Raw genomic sequence first — 19,137 nt, 5'->3', positions numbered from 1 at the left:
GGTTCTATGAAAAAAATCGTGCTTATTGGTTCAGGAGGAGCTGGAAAATCGACACTTGCGAGACGGATGAGTGAAAAATTGAACATAGAAGTCTTTCATCTTGATGCTCTTCATTGGAAACCAAATTGGGAAATGACTTCTCGAGAAGAGCAGGAAGAGACGCAACATTCACTGGTCGAAAAAGATGAGTGGATTATTGATGGGCACTACGGTGGAACGTTGCCGATTCGATTACAAGCATGCGACACGATTATCTATTTAGATATGCCAAGAAGTGTCTGTGTCTATCGAGCCATCAAAAGGTATCGGATGTATCGCCACAAAACCAGGCCGGATATGCATGAAGGATGCGAAGAAAAATTAGACCCAGCATTTTTAAAATGGATTTGGGATTTCCCGAAAAAGAAGCGACCAGCTATTTTAGAGATGATTGAACGCTATTCAGAAGGAAGGCAGGTTTTCATTCTGCAATCGAAGCGAGAAGTCGAGGCATTTATGGCGAAGTGAAGGGGCGTGGAACGCAACGATGATACGACTTGCTACAGAAGCAGATATTGCTCGTCTTGTAACGATGCGTTGGGATTTTACAATTGAGGGTGACCCAGCAAAGGGCGAAGCATCATTTCTTGAGTTTGAAGAGGAATGTACAACGTTTTTAAAAGATGCTTTAACCAATAATCGTTGGTTTATCTGGGTTGCAGAAAAGGAGGGGAGAATTGTCTCCCATACCTATACTGAACTTGTACATAAAGTACCGCGACCAGGAAGAGTGACACATCCGTTCCTTTTTATGACGAATGTGTACACCTCACCTGAAGTTCGAAATGAGGGAATTGGAAGCCAATTACTTCAATCCATTCATCAGTGGATCAAGGACAATCAGTTTGAATTTGCAATTGTTTGGCCAAGTGATGAAGCCGTGCCTTTCTACAAGCGCAATGGCTATCAAAGGTGTGCCGAACCACTTGAATTTCTTTCCGGGAAAGCGAATGAATAATATGAAGACGAAGCGTGTTTGGAAAAACATTGAGTACACCGGTCTAGAAATTGCTCATATTGAAAGGGGAGAAGCGGGGATAAAGGTGTGCAGTACAGTGATGACTCTTGAGAATCATTCGCCAACCTGTATAGAGTATACGCTACGTTTGAACCAGAACTGGGAAGTCGAAAATTTGGAAGTGAGCAAAAAAGGACAAGATGGTGGATTATTTTTAACAGTGGATAAGGCAGGGAAATGGTTTTTAAAAGATGGAACAAACATTCCTGATTTAACTGAAGCCGTTGATGTCGATTTGTCATGTACACCACTAACAAATTCACTGCCAATTAAACGATTGAATTGGGAACAACGGGTAGAGCCAGCTTTAATTGACGTTGTCTATATTGATCATGAGAACTTAACGTATAAAAAAGTAAAGCAATCTTACAAAAGGATCCATAAGAGAGAGGATACACAAACGTTCCATTATAAAAGCGGACAGTTTGAAACCGTGTTTACAGTGGATGATCAAGGTTTTGTATTAGCGTATCCTACTTATTTCAACCAAGTGTATCCACACCAAACAAGAGAGGAAGACCACCAATGATTACATTGAAAACTGGACAGGCCATTACGCCGAAGCAACTTGCGGAGGTTTTTAAAGCGTCAGCGATTAATCGTCCAACCGAAGATTTACAAAGATTGGAGACGATGCTTCAGCACGGCAATTTGCTAGTGACGGCTTGGGATGAAGATCGATTAGTTGGAGTGGCGAGAGGCTTAACGGATTTTAGTTATTGCTGTTATTTATCTGATTTAGCTGTTGATCGAGACTATCAAGCCCAGGGAATTGGCCGGAAGTTAATCGAAAAAACGAAAGAAGAGATTGGTGAAAAGACTGCACTAATCTTACGAGCATCAGAAGAAGCGATGACATACTATCCGAAAATTGGGTTTGACCATGTGGACAATTGTTTCGTCATTCCGAGAACGTCTTAATTGGAAGGGATCGACTTGATGATGTGGCTTGTTAGTTCTTCAGGAGAAAGGGACATCCCTTCTTGAATCCAGTGAAGCTTTACGGAAAAAATGCCGCCGACGATAAATTGCTGCTCATAAGAAGACATGGTCTTATGCTGGAACATCAGATCGGCCAATGCTTTTAAATAATGGCTAATGTCTACAATGGTACGGTCACCATGTTTATAAAGGGTTAACACAAGTAGGCGATGGTCTGCCCAAAACTGAAAATATGCTAAGAGGACATCATGTATGTGCATGTCCTTTTTTTCATTGATCAATGAGAGAAATTGCTCGCACAGCTCGTCAAAATAACTTTGAATGACGTCTTCTTTTCCGTCAAAGTGGCGGTAAAACGATTGTCTCGAAACGACTGCTTCATCCACAATTTCGCTAACGGTAATTTCTTTATAGGCGTGTTTGTCCATTAATGTTAAAAGCGCTTGTATGAGGGCATAGCGTGTTTTTTTATATGTGCGATTACGGTTTTGGAGCATCTTAAACTCGTCCTTTCTGTTACATCTAAATGGATTTGTCACAGTTCCTTTTCGTTCGTTGACTGATGGTAGACTAGTTGGTACGATAACTGCACAATAATGTTACAACTGTCACAATTTTATTTTATCATAAAGGGAGTTCGATTGAATATGAAGACAATTGTTATCACCGGTGCAAACAGCGGCATTGGTTATGAGACAGCGAAGCACTTTCTTGCTGAAGGTTACCGTGTCGTGATGGCAGTGAGAAATTTGGATAAAGGAAAGTCTGCGAAAGAAGCATTAATGCAGCTTCATCCAAGCGGACATGCTGAACTAAGAGAGCTTGATCTATCTAAGCTATCGAGTGTGCACGCGTTTAGTGAAGGAATGCTGCGAGACGATGTGGCAATTGATATCCTTGTAAATAACGCAGGGGTGATGATGCCGCCACATGAAATTACGGAAGATGGATTTGAACTACAGTTTGCGAGTAATCATCTTGGTCATTTTGCATTAACGGCACAACTTCTCCCTCTATTAGAAAAAAGCGAGGGCGCGCGGGTGGTGTCTTTAAGCTCCATTGCTTATCGATTTGGTGAAATCAACTTTGATAATCTAGATGGAAAGAAAGGGTATAGCGCACAAAAATTTTACGGACAAAGTAAATTGGCGAACTTACTATTTGCGAAGGAACTCGATCGACGTTTAAAAGAAAATAAGTATAAAACGATTAGTACTGTGGCTCACCCGGGTTTTTCCGCAACGAACTTGTTCCAGTTTGGTAAAGGTAAGACACCTTGGTACGTTCGTTCCGCCATGAAATTTTTCACACAGCCTGCTGAGAAGGGGAGCCTCCCAACGATTTATGCGGCGATGGAGGAATCATTGATCGGCGGAGAATTTATTGGTCCAGATGGAAAAGGAGAGCGAAAAGGAAATCCGATCATTGTTACACCTAAGAACGGGTACGTTGAAGAAGATGTGATGAAAAGACTTTGGGAGGTTTCGGAACAGTTAACCGGTGTGCGTTATCCTTTTCAAAAATAAAAACACCAACAATCGGCCTTTATCTTAAGCCGGTTGCTGGTGCTTTTTTATGATTGTAACGCGAAAAGCGGAGAGGAAGGACAAGACGGCTAACGCGGCAATCATGGCAACGATGCCCGACCAGCCGACTGCGTAAAAAAGGGTTCCTGACAGCGTGCCCACCACACTACCGCCAAAATAGTAGGCGAATAGGTAAATAGAGGTAGATTGTGTATTATTCTCGTTTCCATAGTTGCTGACCCAGCTACTACAAATGGAATGAGCCCCGAAGAATCCAAACGTAAAGATCGCAATGCCAAGGACGATTAACCATAAATTTGGATGAAGAGTAAGCGCACCGCCGATAAATAAAATACTGATGGAAAGCTTGAGGATTCTTCCTTTTCCGTACTTATCGGAAAGCATGCCCATCCACGTTGAGCTAAAGGTTCCAACTAGATAGACGACGAAGATAAAGCCGACTAATGTTTGACTTAAATAATAGGGCGAATCCATTAGGACAAAGCCAATGTAGTTATATAATGAGACAAACCCAGCGCTGAGCAAGAACCCATTTAAAAATAGATAAGGTAAACCAGGCACTTTGAAAGAAGAGAGAAAGGAGCGAATCATGCCAGTTTGTTTTTGAGCAGGTGCAATTTTCTTTTCAACTCTAGGCAGCAGGTACCAAAATAATGCAGTAGCCAGCAAACTTATAAGGCCGACACCCATTACAGCTACATTCCAACTAAAGTAATCCGTTAAAAATCCACTAACAATCCTTCCAGTCATGCCTCCTATGGAGCTACCGCTAATGTAAAGCCCCATTGCAAATCCGAGACTCTTGCCTTCAATGGCATTTGCTAAATAAGCCATTGCCACAGCAGGAATACCAGCTAATGTAATACCTTGTAAGATTCGGAAAGAGATTAACAATCCGAAACTGGATAAAAAGCCAGAGAAAATCACGAGAATCGATGAAACAACAAGAGAAGTCGTCATTAAATGTTTTTGGTCAAATTTATGTGCAAATGCGCCAATGATCAGCAACGTAATGGCAAGAGATAGCGTTGTTGAAGATTGAACGAGGCTTGATAAGGCAGGGCTTACGCTAAATTCTTCTGCAATTTCTGGAAGTAGTGATTGCATGCCCCAAAGAATGGCGAATGTACAAAAGCCCCCAATAAAAAGAGCAGCATTGATCTTCTTAAATGCTGTTGTACCACGATGTATGTCTGTCATTTGATCTGCTCCTGCGGATTGAATTTACTAGTAACTAAGACAATTGTGTTCTCTTTAATCATACGCCTTCCGTCAACTACGCTCTAATGACTCTTTTGCATAAGATCGATGCAAGAAAGTTATTAATTAAAAACGATAACTCCATTTACAAACGATACATTATTTTTACAAATTTTATGATTATTTAATCTCAGCCTCATAGTCGCTTCATATTTTCCCTGTATCGTTAGAGCTAACAACATACATAGGGAGTGAGTGGGATGAAAAAGTATTTCCTTTTGGCGGGTTTGTCGTTTTTGTTAGTCGGGTGTGGAGAAGCTGCAAGTGAGGTAACGGCTGAAGAAAATGAGAACGAAACGGATGAAAAGCAAGATTGGCCGGAGACATTACGATTTGCGGATACGGGTTTGGAAGGTCTTGAAGAATTACAGCGTGAGTTTGGTCCTTTTAAAGATGCGCTTGAAGAGGTGCTTGATCTCGAAATAGAATTTTTTGCGGTGAATGACCGTATCATTGGCGCAACGGCACTAGAGTATGATCAAGTGGATGTCTTGCTTGCAGGTCCGTCGGAATATGCACAAATTAAATCGGTTGTTCCTGATGCAGAGCCAATTGTTGGAATTGAACGAGCTGATTATCACGCGGCGATTATTGTCCATGAGGATAGTGAGTACGAAACGCTAGATGATATAAAAGGTGCTTCGATTGCGATGAAAGATGCAGGTTCAACAAGTGGTCACATCGGGCCTAGTCAAATCTTAATCGAAGCTGGATTTGATCTTGATCAAGATGTGTCGATTCAACTTCTAGATGGTGCACGAATTGAAGCGTTTAAGAATCACGATGTGGATGTTTTAGCAACTGGAATAAAAGATTATCAACAGATGGTAGAAGAGGATGGAGAAGGGAAATATCGCTTACTTGCTGAAGGAGAGCCTCTTCCGAATGATGTGTTTGTTGCTTCCCCGGCGCTAGATGATGCTTTCGTGGAAGAATTAACAGCAGCCATTCTTGAAAATCAAGATGTTATCCTATCAAGCATTCTTGAGACGGGTGAGAATGATAAATACATGGAAGGTCAGTTTGTTGACGCGGAGGACAGCGACTATGATTCTATGCGTGAAGCGTACCGCGTTCTTGGAATGGAGCTTGACTAATGAGTGCGATGATTGAGGTGAGGGGTCTAACAAAAACGTATGATAACGGTGTGACTGCCCTAAAGTCTGTTGATTTTAACGTCCAACAAGGAGAAAAAGTTGTCCTTCTTGGCCATAATGGATCGGGAAAATCGACGTTATTCCGCTGCGTAAGTCAATTTGAAAAACCAACTCAAGGACATGTGTATGTGAACGGTGCAGACTTGCCAACGTTGAGCAAAAAAACGGTACGAGGGTACAGAAAGCAAATGGGAATTGTTTTTCAACATTTTAATCTTGTGTACAACGTCTCGGTCTTACAAAATGTTTTATTTGGTGCGATGGGGCGAACAACAACGTTTATTCACGTTCTAGCTCCGTTTGCCGCAAACTCTTTAAGGGAAGAAGCGATGGATTGCTTAGAACAAGTTGGACTTGCTTCTTTAGCCGGTCGTCGAGCAGATGCTTTATCTGGCGGTCAGAAACAACGAGTTGCAATCGCAAGAATGTTGATGCAGCGACCTTCAATCATACTTGCCGATGAACCGATCGCAAGCCTTGACCCAAAAGCAGGAAAAGAAATCATGGGTCTGCTTACGAAGATTGCCTCAAAAAAAGGAATGACGATGATTTGTATTCTTCACCAGCTTGAGGCTGCACTAGAGTTTGGTGACCGAATTATTGCGTTGAAAAATGGAAAGAAAGTGTTAGATGCTTCGGTCCAGAAAATGGATCAACGCCAACTCTCATGGCTCTATGACGTTGAGGAGAAGGAGGAAGAGGTATCATGAGCGAGATGACCAACAGCCATATGCCTCCTCGCTTTAAGCGTCCTTCTCTTCTTACTTGGTTGGGGTGGCTGGTATTTTTAACATTATTTATAATGGGCATTCAGCACGGTGGTGTTTCCATTGATCGTTTAAGTACGGGCTTTGTCAACATGATTCATTTTATCTCAACGGCTTTTCCGCCTGATCCATCACGGTTTTCTTCTATATCTGCGGCGATGTATGAGACGTTTCAAATTGCCTTAGTCGGCACGGTTTTTGGTGTTATCATCAGTTTGCCTGTTGCCCTCTTAGCATCTAGGAACACAACGATTCATCCGGTTGTTGGTTATGCAACAAAAGGGATTGTATCTGTGTTGCGTACGATACCAGACTTAGTTTGGGCCTTAATCTTTGTGATTTCGATTGGTCTTGGTCCGTTAGCAGGGATATTGACCATTACCGTTGATACAATCGGTTTCTGCGCACGGTTTTTCTCGGAGCGAATTGAAGAAATTGAAAAGGGTCCTTCTGAAGCGCTCGAATCAACAGGTGGCTCGAAGCTAGGTGTCATGTCAGGATCGATTCTACCAATTGGGTTTGCTTCTTTTGTTGGCACAAGTCTTTTTAGTGTAGAGAAGGCAGTTCGCTCCGCTGTAATCCTTGGTCTAGTAGGTGCTGGCGGGATTGGTGTAGAGCTGTCCACGTCGATGACGCTCAGACGGTTTGATGAAGCGTTGATGATTATCATCTTGATCCTGGTCGTTGTCATAGTAGTTGAGCAAGTCTCGCAACGCATTCGCAAGCGACTAATTTAGTAGAGGAGGAGCATTTTATGCACTATGTATCCATGATCGAGATCGGCTCCAACTCTATGAAATGTACGATTTGCAAACGAGATAAAGGGCTATGGTGTATTGTGACGAAAAAGAAGGCTCAAGTTCATCTCGCCAAGCATTTAACGAAAGATCGAATCTTAAAAGAGCAAGCAGTAAAAAAAATCATATGGGCGCTCCAGCAGTTTAAAAAGGTTGAAGAAGCTTATGTGTGTCGTGGGTCGTTCGTGTTTGCAACTGGTGCTTTACGAATGGCGAGGAATCAAGGGGATGTGCTACATGCAATTAAAAGCCAAATTCATTCTAGTATTCAAATTTTGTCTGGACGAGTGGAAGCTTTGCTCGGATACCTTGCCTTAAAGGAGCGGGTTTGTCTCGAAACAGGGATCGTGCTAGATACTGGTGGCGCAAGTACGGAGTTAACAATGGTATCAAAATCGAGCGCAACCTACTTTCAAAGCTACCCTTTTGGAGCGCTGACGTTAAGCAATGATTTTTTCTGTGCAGAAACAGCCGACTGGCGTCAGTTTGTCGGACAGCTAAAAGAACATCTTGCAAAGGATCAAGTTTTCCATACTGCGCCCATGCGTTCCCTTATTACGATTGGTGGCGCTCATCATTTTTTAAAAGAGCACGTGCAAACCGACTCATTTTCGACGGATGTGCTTAAACAGCAGCTCTATGAGCTTCTCGAAAAAGCCGAAGAAGAGTTTGTGCAGCTAAAGTGGATTCCAAAGCATCGCATTGCCTCGTTTAAAGGTGGACTGCTTCCGTTGCTCGCAGTCATTGATGTCTTTCCGGTTTCTGAAATAACGTTTCATCGCTTAACCATTACAGAGGGATTAATCGCGGCATTAAACGCTAGTCACAAAAGATCAACACCCTTGCTACACGTATAGGGTGTTTTTCGTTATAGTAGAACGAAAGGATGAAAAGGTGGGATAAGCAGTGTCCGTTAATCGAAAGCTTAATTTAGATGTAATTGATGATGTGGCAAAAAAGGTTAAAAAAGAGGAGAACTTCTTGTTTTACATGTATGTGACCGTCCGCAAAAAGGAAGCAACATTCTATGGTCAATATGAGGACGAAGAGCTAATAGGGGTACTTGCTTATACAGATCAACTACCTTTTCCTGCGTTTTCTTTCTTACCGATTAATAGAGATGTAGTAGATTTTCGTTCCTTACTAGCGTTTGCAACAGTTGACCTAGATCTTAATCCTGGTGAAATTGGCGGTACCATTCTAACAGGGAAAGATAAGGAGTTGCTTGGGCAACAGCTTGAATTAACGGGTCAGCCAATTGATTTCATCACAATGAGGCACGTAGATAAATCAAAGCTCATTTCGGCGACAGACATTGAGCGAGTTAAAGAAATTGACTATGATGCCTGTGCAACATTTATCAAAAAGAATGGAATGAATTATTTTCTTGCTGCGGAACTAGAAACAAATCCGTTTTGTGCGATCAAGCAAGAGGGGGAGTTTGTCTCTGTTGGTGGGTTTCATTTCTTTGACAAACAACTTGTGGAGCTTGGAAACATTATGACATGTCCATCAAACCGTGGAAAAGGGTACGCAAAAGCTGTGACGAGTGAGTTAGTTCGAATTGGATTACATTGCTCGCCAAACGTGTATTTGTCGGTACTTGCTCATAATAAAGCAGCCGTTCGTCTTTATGAAACACTTGGGTTTGACGTGTTCTTTCAAGCCTATATGATTGAGTTTCCTATAGGGAAAGAACGTTTGAGTTTATCGTTAAAATATTCTTTCTATTAAAACGATTTGTAGTATACTAGTTGTAATCTTTCAAAGGAGTGAGCGTAACATGTTGGTTTATTTTGTTCGATTTATTTCCTGTTCGGGCTAGAAAAAACGCGTACTAGCCACCAAGGAAGAAGTCTGTCTTTTTTTGAACAATGATCCAAGCGCTTACGTTACGTGTTGAAAGGTGGAAACAAAAATGACGAGTGAAAAATTACATCAATTTTACAATCGAATTGGAAAAGAAATAGGCTGGGATTTCAGTCAAGTAAATACAACGTTAACAGGTGTGAAATGGAATTTTTATGAACGAGTAAAGCAACTGTCAAAGCCAACAGACACAATACTAGACTTAGGAACCGGTGGAGGAGAAAACATTTTAAAGCTGGCCCCAGCCGTGGCTCATATTGATGCCGTTGATCAATCGCCAACAATGATACAAACAGCGCGAAGCAATCAACAGCGTTTAGCAGTTGAAAATGTTACGTTTCACGAGATGGCGTCTGAAGAAGTAGAGGTTTTAAAACAATCGTATGAAATGGTCTCCTGCTGTCATGCTCCCTTTTCTGCAAATGTAGTAGAGTGTGTAGTAAGTGAGAACGGGATTTTTCTTACTCAACAAGTTAGTGAAGGCGATAAGGTTAATCTAAAAGAGTGCTTTGGCAGAGGGCAGGCATTTGGTGTCAAAGATGGAACGTTAAAAGAAACGTATATCGACGCATTGAAGGCAGCTGGATTTAAAGAAGTTTTCGCCCAAGACTATAACGCAGTTGAGTACTATAAATCAGAAGAAGATTTACGCTTTTTGCTGACACATACTCCGATCATAGATAAATTCGGTGAAATGGCAGATGATGAAAAACAATTCCAAACATTTATTGCGCGTTATCAAACGTCAAAAGGCATTCAAACAAATTCAAAACGATTTATGATCATAGCCAGAAAGTGAAACGAGAGGGAATCTTCTTTACGGAGATTCCTTTTTAAACGATATGGGGGAGAAAGAATGAGTTATCAAACCACGCTAGACAGTATATCAGCAGAGATGTTAACAGGCTTTTTTCAGGATTGGGGGGATAAACACCCTACACCCGAAAAGCATAGGATGCTTCTAGAAAAAAGTAGCTATATCGTTCTAGCAATAGACGAAGAGAAGAATCGTGTAGTTGGGTACACGACAGCAATTAGCGATGGTGTTCTTGCCGCCTACATTCCGTTTTTAGAAGTGCTGCCAGCATACAAAAATCAGGGAGTCGGCAAAAAATTAGTCTCGAGGATGTTGGATCAATTAAGCGATCACTATATGGTCGATTTATGTTGTGATGATGATTTAGTTGGTTATTACGAGCAGTTTCAAATGACAAGAAGTAATGGCATGATCGTAAGGCATTACAGAAATCAATCAGGTGTATAAAGAAAGCCGGAAAAGATCAATCCTGGGGAATGAAGCATCAAGTGAATGATCAAGACAACAGCAATGAATTAAATTTCCTTGAAAAAGTCGGTGTCTACAAGCAAACGTTAATGCAAAATACCCGATGAAGCTGTGTCGATAAGGAGGAGGGGAGAGCATGTGAACACGGTGTTTATCTTCTTCTCGATAACAGGTTTCATGCAAATTCACTCCCTTAATTAAACGTTTGATTAACGGTGATTATAATTCAAATTGTTCGAAAAATAAATGAATAAGCCGGCAATAGCCGACTTATTCATCGTATTCATCTTTATGTTTTTCTTCCTCCCGCTCTCTGGGATTCTGATAATGAATGGATTGTTTGATGTTCACTGGAAAGGTTATTTTCTCTTGCCCAGATAAATCTTCATGAAACAGGTTGACGGCATTTAGTTGGTTGTTGCTATACGTATAATAATAGTAGTAGCCAGTTTTGGCACACATCGCGCTTGTGTATAAGGTGTAAGAAGCATCACCATCCTCAATATCTGCTCCTTTAGCGACACTGCAATAATCGAGTGTGCGTATGCAATTGCGTAAGCCGTCTTGCGCCGATTCGGCTTCTTCAATATGATTACGGAGGAAGGCAGCTCGAACAAATCGAGAGGGAGACGTGTAATCGCCAGGAATGCCGAAATTACCGCTTAATAATTCAGGTGACTGCACGAGAGGGTAGTCTCCCCAGATAACTTCTTGACTCGGTTGAATGGATGAGAGTGTTGCATATTGGTTTAAATTAATGAGATGCCAGCGAAAATCAGGACTGTTTGCAAAAGCACCAACTTTGTTATCGTATACCTTCACACCGTCTTTCGTACTCTCAATGACAATTGTCTTCTTGGCGCTGTCTGTAAAGATCCAGTGGATTGGAGGAGGACCGCCTGTTAGTTCTAAGTCCCGTTCCATCAAATTCAACTCGCCAAGATATCGAACGATTTCATCGGTTGATTGGAATTGTGTAAGTACGAATAAGATGAAGTCAAGAGCAGCAAGATTAATCTTATCTCTGCGTCGTTGCGTTTCGAATTGAGCAAATCCTTCTAAGTAATGGGTCACACCCATCAATCCTTTTTCGTTAAATCCATCAAAAAGGCCGAACTGGTCATCCGCTTGTGCGCCCATTCCTACAACCGCATATCGACTTGTAATAGTCCGGTTATCTTGTTTATTAAGCCACCTATACTTTCTCGGTAAGACCGTTACTTCATAAGGTGCAGGCAACTCATAGAAATCAAAATTTCTTGCTAAAAAATGATGGTCGTCTTTTGTGTTTATCGTTACCGATGTACACATCCGTCATTTCCCCTCTCCATTTAGAACAAATCCATACAGTATATGGCTGAGGGAGAAGAGTATGCGTTTGACGTGACCCTCTTTCGCTCTTCATCTAATTATCGTATACTAGTACGAAAATTCATGCAATGAAGGTGGGGAGCAGATGCAGTATGATGTTGTGGTTGTTGGTGCCGGTTCAATGGGAATGGCGGCAGGCTATTTTTTGGCGAAGAGTGGTAAACGAGTGTTGTTACTAGATTCGTCTCATCCACCTCATCAAAGGGGAAGTCACCATGGAGAGACACGAATCATTCGTCATGCCTACGCAGAAGGATCGCTCTACGTTCCGTTTGTGCTAAGAGCGCAAGATTTGTGGACGTCACTTGAAAGAGAGAGCGGGAAATCGTTGTTTTTAAAAACAGGTGTATTAAGTGTGGGAAAAGAAGAAAGTAAGTTGGTTCAGGGAACGTTGAAAAGTGCCGAAACGTACCAACTTCCATTAGAGGTAATGAACGACAGCGAAGTCCGTCATCGTTACCCCGGTGTCGACATACAGCCAGGTTATATCGGTTGCTACGAACCAAACTCGGGTGTGCTGAAGTGTGAGGAGAGTATTGATGCGTATCGTACCTTAGCGGAATCATACGGAGCCACTATGATTGGAGGTACGAGCGTTCAAGATGTAGAGATACACAAAGATTCTGTGACTGTTTTTACAAAAACACATACCTATCATGCCCATTCGCTCGTCGTTACCTCAGGAGCATGGGCGAAGGAATTGCTAACAAAGCTTCATATAACAGTTCCTTTGACCCCTCTTCGTAAAACATTTGCATGGTACGATGCGGAAGAACGACTCTACGGTTCAAAGCAGTTTCCAGCTTTTGCGTTTGATACGGAAAATGGTTTGTACTATGGCTTTCCTAGTGTCAACGGCGCTGGTTTAAAAGTTGGTCGTCACGATGGAGGTATGCCTGTTATACCGGATGATGTTCTCGATTCTTTTGGGACAGTGAGAGGGGATCAGGAAGATCTTGATGGGTTCCTGAACCAATTTTTTCCTGATGTAGGAAATATAAAATACGGAAAGACGTGTCTGTATACGATGACACCAGATGATCGCTTCATTATTGATCTTCATCCACAGCACGATCATGTAGCAATCGCAGCAGGCTTTTCCGGTCACGGGTTTAAATTTAGCAGCGCAGTGGGACAAGCATTATGTCAGCTAATTATTTCTGGAGACACTGAAATCGACTTGTCAGCATTTTCTTGCCGACGTTTTCATCGTAACGAGTAATATAGATTGCGTTGGAGTTCAGTCTAGAGGGTAAACTACTTGTATAAATGTAAGGGAGGTTTGTAGCGATGGACTATGTTAAATTCGGCCACACAGGAATGGACGTATCGCGACTCTGTTTAGGTGCGATGGGTTTCGGGGACCCGAATAATTGGATTCATAAATGGATCTTAAATGAAGAGAAAAGTCGACCGGTTATTAAAAAGGCTCTTGATCTTGGAATTAATTTTTTTGATACAGCAAATATTTATTCAATGGGTGAAAGTGAGCGAGTTTTAGGAAAAGTGCTTAATGAGTACGCAAACCGAGATGATATTGTGGTGGCGACAAAAGTATTTATGCCAATGCGGCCTGAACGTCCAAATAGTGGAGGTCTTTCTAGAAAAGAAATTTTAACGGAAATTGACCATAGTTTAGAACGGCTAGGAATGGATTATGTTGACTTGTTTATTATCCATCGTTGGGATTATCATACACCGATCGAAGAAACAATGGAAGCCTTACATGATGTGGTGAAAGCAGGTAAGGCGCGACATATTGGAGCGAGCGCCATGTTTACATGGCAATTCCAAAAGGCACAGTACACAGCAAAGGAAAATGGATGGACGCCATTTGTGTCGATGCAAAACCATTACAATATGATCTACCGAGAAGAAGAGCGTGAAATGATGCCTTATTGCAGTGATCAACAAATTGCGGTCACGCCCTATAGCCCACTAGCGGCAGGTCGCCTAACTCGGAATTCATCTGAATCCACACATCGTTCGGAAACCGACCAAACGCAAAAATCAAAGTATGACCCAATGGAGAAAGTGGACCGAGGGATTATAGAGCGTGTAGGAGAAATAGCTAATCAACATGGAGTTTCACGAGATAAAGTGGCGCTAGCTTGGTTGTTAAATAAAAATCCTGTAGTGGCGCCGATCATTGGTGCACAAAAAGAGAAACACCTGGAAAGTGCGGTTGGGGCGTTGGATGTCACGCTGACATCTCAAGACATGCACTACCTAGAAGAACTTTATGTCCCGCATCCCGTTGTCGGTGCAAGATAAGAAAGGGATTATCAAAGAGTCTGGCAATGAATCAATCGTTGTCAGCTTTTCTTTTTACTTGAAAACAGAACATACATTCGTATATAATGAGCGGAAAGAAAGGTGGCGAGGGAAATGAATCCACGAATAGATGAAGAGTTAGACTTTTCTCACTTGCTTACCGTGAAAACAGAGCCTATTCTCATTTTCCGTACATATATTTTTACCGTACTTGCAAAAAAAATTCTAATTACAGAGCAACAATCGTTTTTAAAACGAAACATTCAAGTGACATTTCCTGAAGCTTATGTAAAAGTCATTCAGCAAGCATTAATTTTTTTAGAGAGGGATTTGCTACAAACTCAAATGGTCATGGCGAAGCGAAACATGCGAGTGAATTTAAGTCCAAAGATAAAGGCGGATCGAACGTACACGTATGCGTGTTGGTTAGATGGGAAAATACTTTATACGGGTGGGCCTTCTAATCGACTTAAGACAGAAGTCTTGCGCTACGTTCAGTTTTATTTGAATAGAGAGGGAGAGGCACGATAAAAAAGCTTATCCATCGTAATTGATAAGCTAGAAATGAAAGGTCATCTTCTTTTTAGAAATGTTCCATAGGTCTTTTATGTAATAAGGCTTCTTCAAGTGTATAGTATAGGCAATCACGCTTAATATCTTCAATGTATGTATAAATAAAATCACGTTCATAACCGAATTCGTACATAACTTCCTCTAAATGAACACCTTCTCGTAAAACCGTTTCTAGCCTCATATTTGTGCCATATAACCTTGTCTCACCAGACTTCATTTTTAGCTCATACACATTACGCAAAAAATCACTCCTTGTAAAGTTTGTGTATAGCTCCTTTATACCCGATTTTAAAGAAAGTTAACCTGGTTATTTCATTTCCTGAAAAAGTTAAGTTATATAGTTATAAAGTTGCAGAAAAGAAGGTTTAGCTTTATACAGTGGGGGTAAAAAAATAGCGAGACTAATCTTGCAAGATAGATGTCGAGTTTTTTGAAGGAGGTGAGAGAATGAATGGCGTTCTTCGTTTTTTTATGGCACTGTTTGCTTTACTAACACTTGTTGTTTCTGTAGGATTCATTCTTCAAATAACAAATGTGTATAATGTGTTTGATGAGATCCTTGCCCTTGGTGAACCGTACTTTTGGGTCTTGATCGGTGTCTTCGCCTTTCTGATTTTGCTATCCTTGATTTTGTTTTTTGCTAGTTTCAGAAGAAGTGAAAGTGAGATTCATTCCTATCACGTCTCTACTGAGGTAGGGGAAATTGGAATTTCAAAGCAGTCAATTGAATCAACTGCATTAAAAAGCGCACGGTCCCTCGATGGCATGCGTTCGTTAGAAATCCATTCACGGATCTCTAGAGATTCAAATCAAGTAGCGCTGGAAATTACGTATACGCCTTTTGGGCCAAACCCTGTTCAGCAAAATGCAAAAAAATTACAGGATCGGGTAAAGCAAGATCTTGAATCATGGCTAGAAGTAGCTGTTTCTGAAGTGAAAGTATTTGTGAAACAGAATCAACCGAATCAAAATAAGCGGCAACGTGTTATTTAAGGAGGGTGCGCATGAATCCAGAAACTGTAAAACGCTATCGCGGACGGATTGTAGGTCTTTTGATTGCAGCGGTGTTCAGTGTTCTCTTTTTTACGATTGGCTTTTGGTACACCGTTGCCGTTGGACTATTCATTACAATTGGTTTCTTAGTTGGTAAATGGGCTGATGGTGATTTAAATGCCTCTGGCTATTTAGATGCTCTATTTAGTAAAAGACAATAAATTAGACGAATTAGGAGATGATGAAAATGAGTAACGTAAAATCAACGACAAAAACAGATGAAACGTACATGAAAGAAAAAAGAGAGCAAGAAGAAAAGAGCCAAAATCGCGACAGATTAACATACGACACAGAAGTAATTAAAAAAATTACGGCCATTGCAACGATGAAAGCAGAAGGCATTTTAGGGATGAGTGGTTCATTCTTCTCAAGTATTAAAGAAACGTTTGGTGGCGACGAAGATATTACGAAAGGTATTAGTGCTGATGTTGGTGAAAAACAAGCGGCTATTGATTTAGAAGTCTACGTAGAATATGGAAAAGAAATTCCAGCCATCTATCAGTCAATTAAAAGAGAAGTAGCAGAGAATATCAAAACAATGACAGGTTTAGAGCTTGTTGAGTTTAATATGAATGTTGCAGATGTCTTTACGAGAGAAGAGTTTAACGATGGAAATGGAACAAAAAATCGCACGAACAGTGATCGTGTTGAATAATCGTTTAAAAGGCTGCCTCGAATGGCGGTCTTTTTTTGTTTACATAAAATGAAAAATCCTCTATACTTCTTATAACAATTGATTAATCAATCATTCGTTCGTTAAGGAGGAGATTAACATGCCTTTATCAGAAAAGCAGCGAGAGAACATGAAGAGAAAGCGTACCCTGATTCTCGATGTAGCGACAGAATTATTTGCGACACTTGGGTATGAAGGTACAACTATTAAGAAAGTATCTGAGGCTGCTGAAATTAGTTTTGGTAGTGTGTTTACATACTTTAAAGATAAAGAAGCATTGTTTTATGCAGTCGTTGTGGAACCAATCGAAGCGTTTAAAAACGATGTGTTGTCATTTAATCCAGAATCAGAAGAACCACTAATTGAACTGAAAATAATGATTGATCGCCACATGACCATATACGCCAGTTTACAAAATTATTTAATGATTGTTGTGCAAATTATTGGTCAGCACAACAAATATCCAGAAGCATTCGCTAAATTGGACGCCTTTCACGATCAATTTCGAGAAAAGGTTAAACGATTAGTAGAAAACGGCCAGAACAAGCAAGTACTGATAGACCAAGATCCGATGACTGTAGCAACAATGTATACGAGTTTGCTATCAGGCTTACGAATAAACTCAGTCGATTCAAGGTATAGTGCTTTCCAGGGGTCTTTCAACGAAACCACGATGCAATTATTTGGGCCTATAAAACAGTAGGTCCAAAAAAATAAACTAATTAATGATTGATTAATCAGTCATTAATTAAAAAAGGATGATAATAAGATGTCTTTTCGATCTTTTTCACGTACGATTCAGATTCGTTTAGGGTTGATGTCCGTGTCAAAGTTAACAACTATGATGGTTTTACCTTACCTCATTATTTACTTTTCAGCGGAGCTAGGGGTGGTTCGAAGTGGTCTGATGTTTATTGGCGTCATGCTTGCTAGTGTTGCTGGATCAGTGATTGGAGGGGCGAGTTCTGATAAAATTGGGCGAAAGAAGCTCATTCTTCTCTTCGAAGCGGGGACGGTTTTGGCATACATTGGAGCCGCATTCGCCAATGGTCCATGGGGGGATTCTGCGCTGATTACTTTTTTCTTTTTTATACTTGCTCAATTTTGTATGGGAGCTGTTCATCCAATCTATCAGGCGCTTATTCTGGATTGTAGCCACCCAAACGAGCGTAAAGAAATTTATACATATTCATATTGGTTGGGAAATCTAGGCGTGGCAATTGGGAGTGTAATCGGTGCTTTTCTATTTTTTGAGTATTTATTTTTCCTGTTGCTCACTGTAGCCTGCGCAAGTTTAGTAACCATCATTGTGACTTATTTCTTTATAGCAGAAACATATACGCCTAAAAAAGTGCAACCCCTTTTAACTATAACGAAAAAGAGGCAACCTTTGGTGGTTCTTTTAAGTCAACGGGTGTTTCTCATTTTCAGCTCTGCTAGTTTACTTGTGGTAGCAATGGAAGAGCAATTAACTACGTATATAGGTGTTCGACTCTCGACGGAGATACAAGCTGGTGAAACAATTCTTTCTTTCTTCTCTCAAGAAGCAGGAGGCGTAGAAATGCTCGGGTTACTGAAAGTTGAAAACACCATTCTTGTTCTTTTTCTGACGCTTGGTATCGCGACACTGACAAGGAAATGGCCTCCTCGTGTGACGCTTATAGGAGGTGTGTTTCTTTTTTTCAGCGGCTACGTGGTGCTTAGTATGAGCACGACACCTATTATTCTTATTGGTGCGATGTTTATCGCATCCGTAGGAGAAGTCCTTCACATCCCTGTAAAACAAGCAATGCTTGCAACTCTTATCCCAGATGATAAGCGAAGTACGTATATGGGATGGTATCATGTGGCGTTGTTACTCGGGGTGAGTAGCGCCGGTATTGTTATGATTATCAGTAACTGGTTATCTCCATTAACGATGACAGCCATATTTAGTGTAATGGGTTTCGTAAGTATAGGTTTGTTTTCTCAAGTCTTTCACGAAAATATGGACAGAGAACGTCATGTGGAGATCGAAGAACAGGTTTAGTTTCTCTCCTAATGGGAATGGTAGTAAAAACTCGAGAGGGATGAAGCAAGTGAAGCATGCATATAAGATGATTGGAACGCTACTCTTTTGTGTGATCATGGCTTATCTATTTTCTCTATTTGCGGCACTAACAGGTAGTTTGTGGATGTTAATGATTTTATCTCTATCTGGTGTGGCGATTGGATGCTTCGTATTGTTACAGCTTATAAAGGACCATGTTGATACTGAAGCTTAGGAGCATCCGTCAAGGAAGCTCTTTTTTATATCTTTTTTCCGTAGAGCACATACAACGATGAACAATTTTGGGGAGAGAAAGAATCATTTATTAACTTAAGAGAAGTTTACCATAGTAGTCACGATTTCCTCACACATTGTTCTATTATTTTCCTTTTGATTGCGCAAGACCCTCTCTTTTATAATAGAGAGACAAGAGATGTCTGACGTTAGATTTAGTTTGAAGTTGTTCTAGATTGGCTATCTTGA

At 40.9% G+C, this 19,137-nt stretch carries 25 protein-coding genes; 21 read left to right on the top strand and 4 right to left on the bottom strand.

Translation table 11 applies throughout. From position 1 onward, the window contains the following. Positions 1 to 6 precede the first annotated feature (6 nt). From ABC361_RS17485 to ABC361_RS17470, 4 genes are read left to right on the top strand one after another with little or no spacing between them, the layout of a single operon-like run. On the top strand, positions 7 to 507 hold the full coding sequence (locus ABC361_RS17485; protein WP_413075125.1) for a DNA topology modulation protein: 501 nt from the start codon (positions 7 to 9) through the stop codon (positions 505 to 507). A gap of 19 nt (positions 508 to 526) precedes the next feature. After that, entirely contained in the window at positions 527 to 997 is a 471-nt protein-coding gene (locus ABC361_RS17480; protein ID WP_413075124.1) for a GNAT family N-acetyltransferase, read from the top strand. Then, the gene (locus ABC361_RS17475; protein WP_413075123.1) at positions 966 to 1,586 is read left to right on the top strand and encodes a putative glycolipid-binding domain-containing protein; all 621 of its coding nucleotides are present in this window, start codon (positions 966 to 968) and stop codon (positions 1,584 to 1,586) included. The genes ABC361_RS17480 and ABC361_RS17475 overlap by 32 nt, the downstream gene beginning before the upstream one ends. After that, positions 1,583 to 1,978: a GNAT family N-acetyltransferase gene (locus ABC361_RS17470; protein WP_413075122.1), complete on the top strand. Its 396-nt coding sequence runs from the start codon at positions 1,583 to 1,585 to the stop codon at positions 1,976 to 1,978. The genes ABC361_RS17475 and ABC361_RS17470 overlap by 4 nt, the downstream gene beginning before the upstream one ends. Here ABC361_RS17470 and ABC361_RS17465 read toward each other — a convergent pair. Next, complete coding sequence (locus tag ABC361_RS17465; RefSeq protein WP_413075121.1) at positions 1,975 to 2,496, bottom strand: TetR/AcrR family transcriptional regulator; 522 nt, start codon at positions 2,494 to 2,496, stop codon at positions 1,975 to 1,977. The genes ABC361_RS17470 and ABC361_RS17465 overlap by 4 nt on opposite strands. Positions 2,497 to 2,646: 150 nt before the next feature. Between ABC361_RS17465 and ABC361_RS17460 the strand changes: the two genes are divergently transcribed. Then, the gene (locus ABC361_RS17460) at positions 2,647 to 3,525 is read left to right on the top strand and encodes an oxidoreductase (protein ID WP_413075120.1); all 879 of its coding nucleotides are present in this window, start codon (positions 2,647 to 2,649) and stop codon (positions 3,523 to 3,525) included. Between the two features lie 24 nt (positions 3,526 to 3,549). Here ABC361_RS17460 and ABC361_RS17455 read toward each other — a convergent pair whose 3' ends face one another. Further along, on the bottom strand, positions 3,550 to 4,746 hold the full coding sequence (locus ABC361_RS17455; protein WP_413075119.1) for an MFS transporter: 1,197 nt from the start codon (positions 4,744 to 4,746) through the stop codon (positions 3,550 to 3,552). Between the two features lie 260 nt (positions 4,747 to 5,006). On the opposite strand from ABC361_RS17455, the gene ABC361_RS17450 reads away from it, so the two are divergent. From ABC361_RS17450 to ABC361_RS17420, 7 genes are all read left to right on the top strand, one after another. Further along, positions 5,007 to 5,903, top strand: a complete 897-nt coding sequence (locus ABC361_RS17450; protein WP_375079417.1) for a PhnD/SsuA/transferrin family substrate-binding protein — start codon at positions 5,007 to 5,009, stop codon at positions 5,901 to 5,903. Beyond that, complete coding sequence (gene phnC / locus ABC361_RS17445) at positions 5,903 to 6,673, top strand: phosphonate ABC transporter ATP-binding protein (RefSeq protein ID WP_375079416.1); 771 nt, start codon at positions 5,903 to 5,905, stop codon at positions 6,671 to 6,673. Before ABC361_RS17450 ends, phnC begins: the two co-directional genes overlap by 1 nt. Further along, the gene (gene phnE, locus ABC361_RS17440; RefSeq protein ID WP_413075118.1) at positions 6,670 to 7,467 is read left to right on the top strand and encodes a phosphonate ABC transporter, permease protein PhnE; all 798 of its coding nucleotides are present in this window, start codon (positions 6,670 to 6,672) and stop codon (positions 7,465 to 7,467) included. Before phnC ends, phnE begins: the two co-directional genes overlap by 4 nt. 17 nt (positions 7,468 to 7,484) lie before the next feature. Next, positions 7,485 to 8,384, top strand: coding sequence for a Ppx/GppA phosphatase family protein (locus ABC361_RS17435; protein ID WP_413075117.1), 900 nt, complete (start codon positions 7,485 to 7,487; stop codon positions 8,382 to 8,384). Between the two features lie 49 nt (positions 8,385 to 8,433). Continuing rightward, positions 8,434 to 9,261 carry a GNAT family N-acetyltransferase gene (locus tag ABC361_RS17430; protein ID WP_413075116.1) on the top strand — a complete coding sequence of 276 codons (828 nt, stop codon included), beginning with the start codon at positions 8,434 to 8,436 and terminating at the stop codon, positions 9,259 to 9,261. 184 nt (positions 9,262 to 9,445) lie between these two features. Further along, the gene (locus tag ABC361_RS17425; RefSeq protein ID WP_413075115.1) at positions 9,446 to 10,195 is read left to right on the top strand and encodes a class I SAM-dependent methyltransferase; all 750 of its coding nucleotides are present in this window, start codon (positions 9,446 to 9,448) and stop codon (positions 10,193 to 10,195) included. A 57-nt stretch (positions 10,196 to 10,252) separates the two neighbouring features. After that, on the top strand, positions 10,253 to 10,660 hold the full coding sequence (locus ABC361_RS17420; protein ID WP_413075114.1) for a GNAT family N-acetyltransferase: 408 nt from the start codon (positions 10,253 to 10,255) through the stop codon (positions 10,658 to 10,660). Between the two features lie 291 nt (positions 10,661 to 10,951). Here ABC361_RS17420 and ABC361_RS17415 read toward each other — a convergent pair whose 3' ends face one another. Then, positions 10,952 to 11,992, bottom strand: coding sequence for a choloylglycine hydrolase family protein (locus ABC361_RS17415; RefSeq protein ID WP_413075113.1), 1,041 nt, complete (start codon positions 11,990 to 11,992; stop codon positions 10,952 to 10,954). 145 nt (positions 11,993 to 12,137) lie between these two features. Here ABC361_RS17415 and solA point away from each other — a divergent pair, with 145 nt between their 5' ends. The 3 genes from solA (at position 12,138) to ABC361_RS17400 (ending at position 14,857) form a co-directional block, all read left to right on the top strand. After that, positions 12,138 to 13,274 carry an N-methyl-L-tryptophan oxidase gene (solA, locus tag ABC361_RS17410; RefSeq protein ID WP_413075112.1) on the top strand — a complete coding sequence of 379 codons (1,137 nt, stop codon included), beginning with the start codon at positions 12,138 to 12,140 and terminating at the stop codon, positions 13,272 to 13,274. A gap of 68 nt (positions 13,275 to 13,342) precedes the next feature. Continuing rightward, entirely contained in the window at positions 13,343 to 14,326 is a 984-nt protein-coding gene (locus ABC361_RS17405) for an aldo/keto reductase (protein ID WP_413075111.1), read from the top strand. 114 nt (positions 14,327 to 14,440) lie between these two features. After that, positions 14,441 to 14,857: a YhjD family protein gene (locus ABC361_RS17400; RefSeq protein WP_413075110.1), complete on the top strand. Its 417-nt coding sequence runs from the start codon at positions 14,441 to 14,443 to the stop codon at positions 14,855 to 14,857. Between the two features lie 52 nt (positions 14,858 to 14,909). Here ABC361_RS17400 and ABC361_RS17395 read toward each other — a convergent pair whose 3' ends face one another. Beyond that, the gene (locus ABC361_RS17395) at positions 14,910 to 15,140 is read right to left on the bottom strand and encodes a hypothetical protein (protein WP_413075109.1); all 231 of its coding nucleotides are present in this window, start codon (positions 15,138 to 15,140) and stop codon (positions 14,910 to 14,912) included. 206 nt (positions 15,141 to 15,346) lie between these two features. Here ABC361_RS17395 and amaP point away from each other — a divergent pair, with 206 nt between their 5' ends. From amaP to ABC361_RS17365, 6 genes are all read left to right on the top strand, one after another. After that, the gene (gene amaP, locus ABC361_RS17390) at positions 15,347 to 15,892 is read left to right on the top strand and encodes an alkaline shock response membrane anchor protein AmaP (RefSeq protein WP_099303942.1); all 546 of its coding nucleotides are present in this window, start codon (positions 15,347 to 15,349) and stop codon (positions 15,890 to 15,892) included. Positions 15,893 to 15,903: 11 nt separating this feature from the next. Further along, positions 15,904 to 16,113, top strand: a complete 210-nt coding sequence (locus tag ABC361_RS17385) for a DUF2273 domain-containing protein (protein ID WP_099303940.1) — start codon at positions 15,904 to 15,906, stop codon at positions 16,111 to 16,113. Between the two features lie 26 nt (positions 16,114 to 16,139). After that, on the top strand, positions 16,140 to 16,607 hold the full coding sequence (locus ABC361_RS17380; protein WP_413075108.1) for an Asp23/Gls24 family envelope stress response protein: 468 nt from the start codon (positions 16,140 to 16,142) through the stop codon (positions 16,605 to 16,607). A 118-nt stretch (positions 16,608 to 16,725) separates the two neighbouring features. Further along, positions 16,726 to 17,328, top strand: coding sequence for a TetR/AcrR family transcriptional regulator (locus ABC361_RS17375; RefSeq protein WP_413075107.1), 603 nt, complete (start codon positions 16,726 to 16,728; stop codon positions 17,326 to 17,328). Positions 17,329 to 17,394: 66 nt separating this feature from the next. Then, positions 17,395 to 18,654 carry an MFS transporter gene (locus ABC361_RS17370; RefSeq protein ID WP_413075106.1) on the top strand — a complete coding sequence of 420 codons (1,260 nt, stop codon included), beginning with the start codon at positions 17,395 to 17,397 and terminating at the stop codon, positions 18,652 to 18,654. A gap of 49 nt (positions 18,655 to 18,703) precedes the next feature. Next, entirely contained in the window at positions 18,704 to 18,889 is a 186-nt protein-coding gene (locus ABC361_RS17365; RefSeq protein WP_413075105.1) for a hypothetical protein, read from the top strand. Positions 18,890 to 19,137: the final 248 nt, after the last annotated feature.

This window comes from Shouchella phoenicis (genome assembly GCF_047238345.1).
In the GTDB taxonomy this organism is placed as follows: Bacteria; Bacillota; Bacilli; order Bacillales; family Bacillaceae_D; genus Shouchella.
This window is presented reverse-complemented; position numbering and strand designations above follow the sequence as displayed.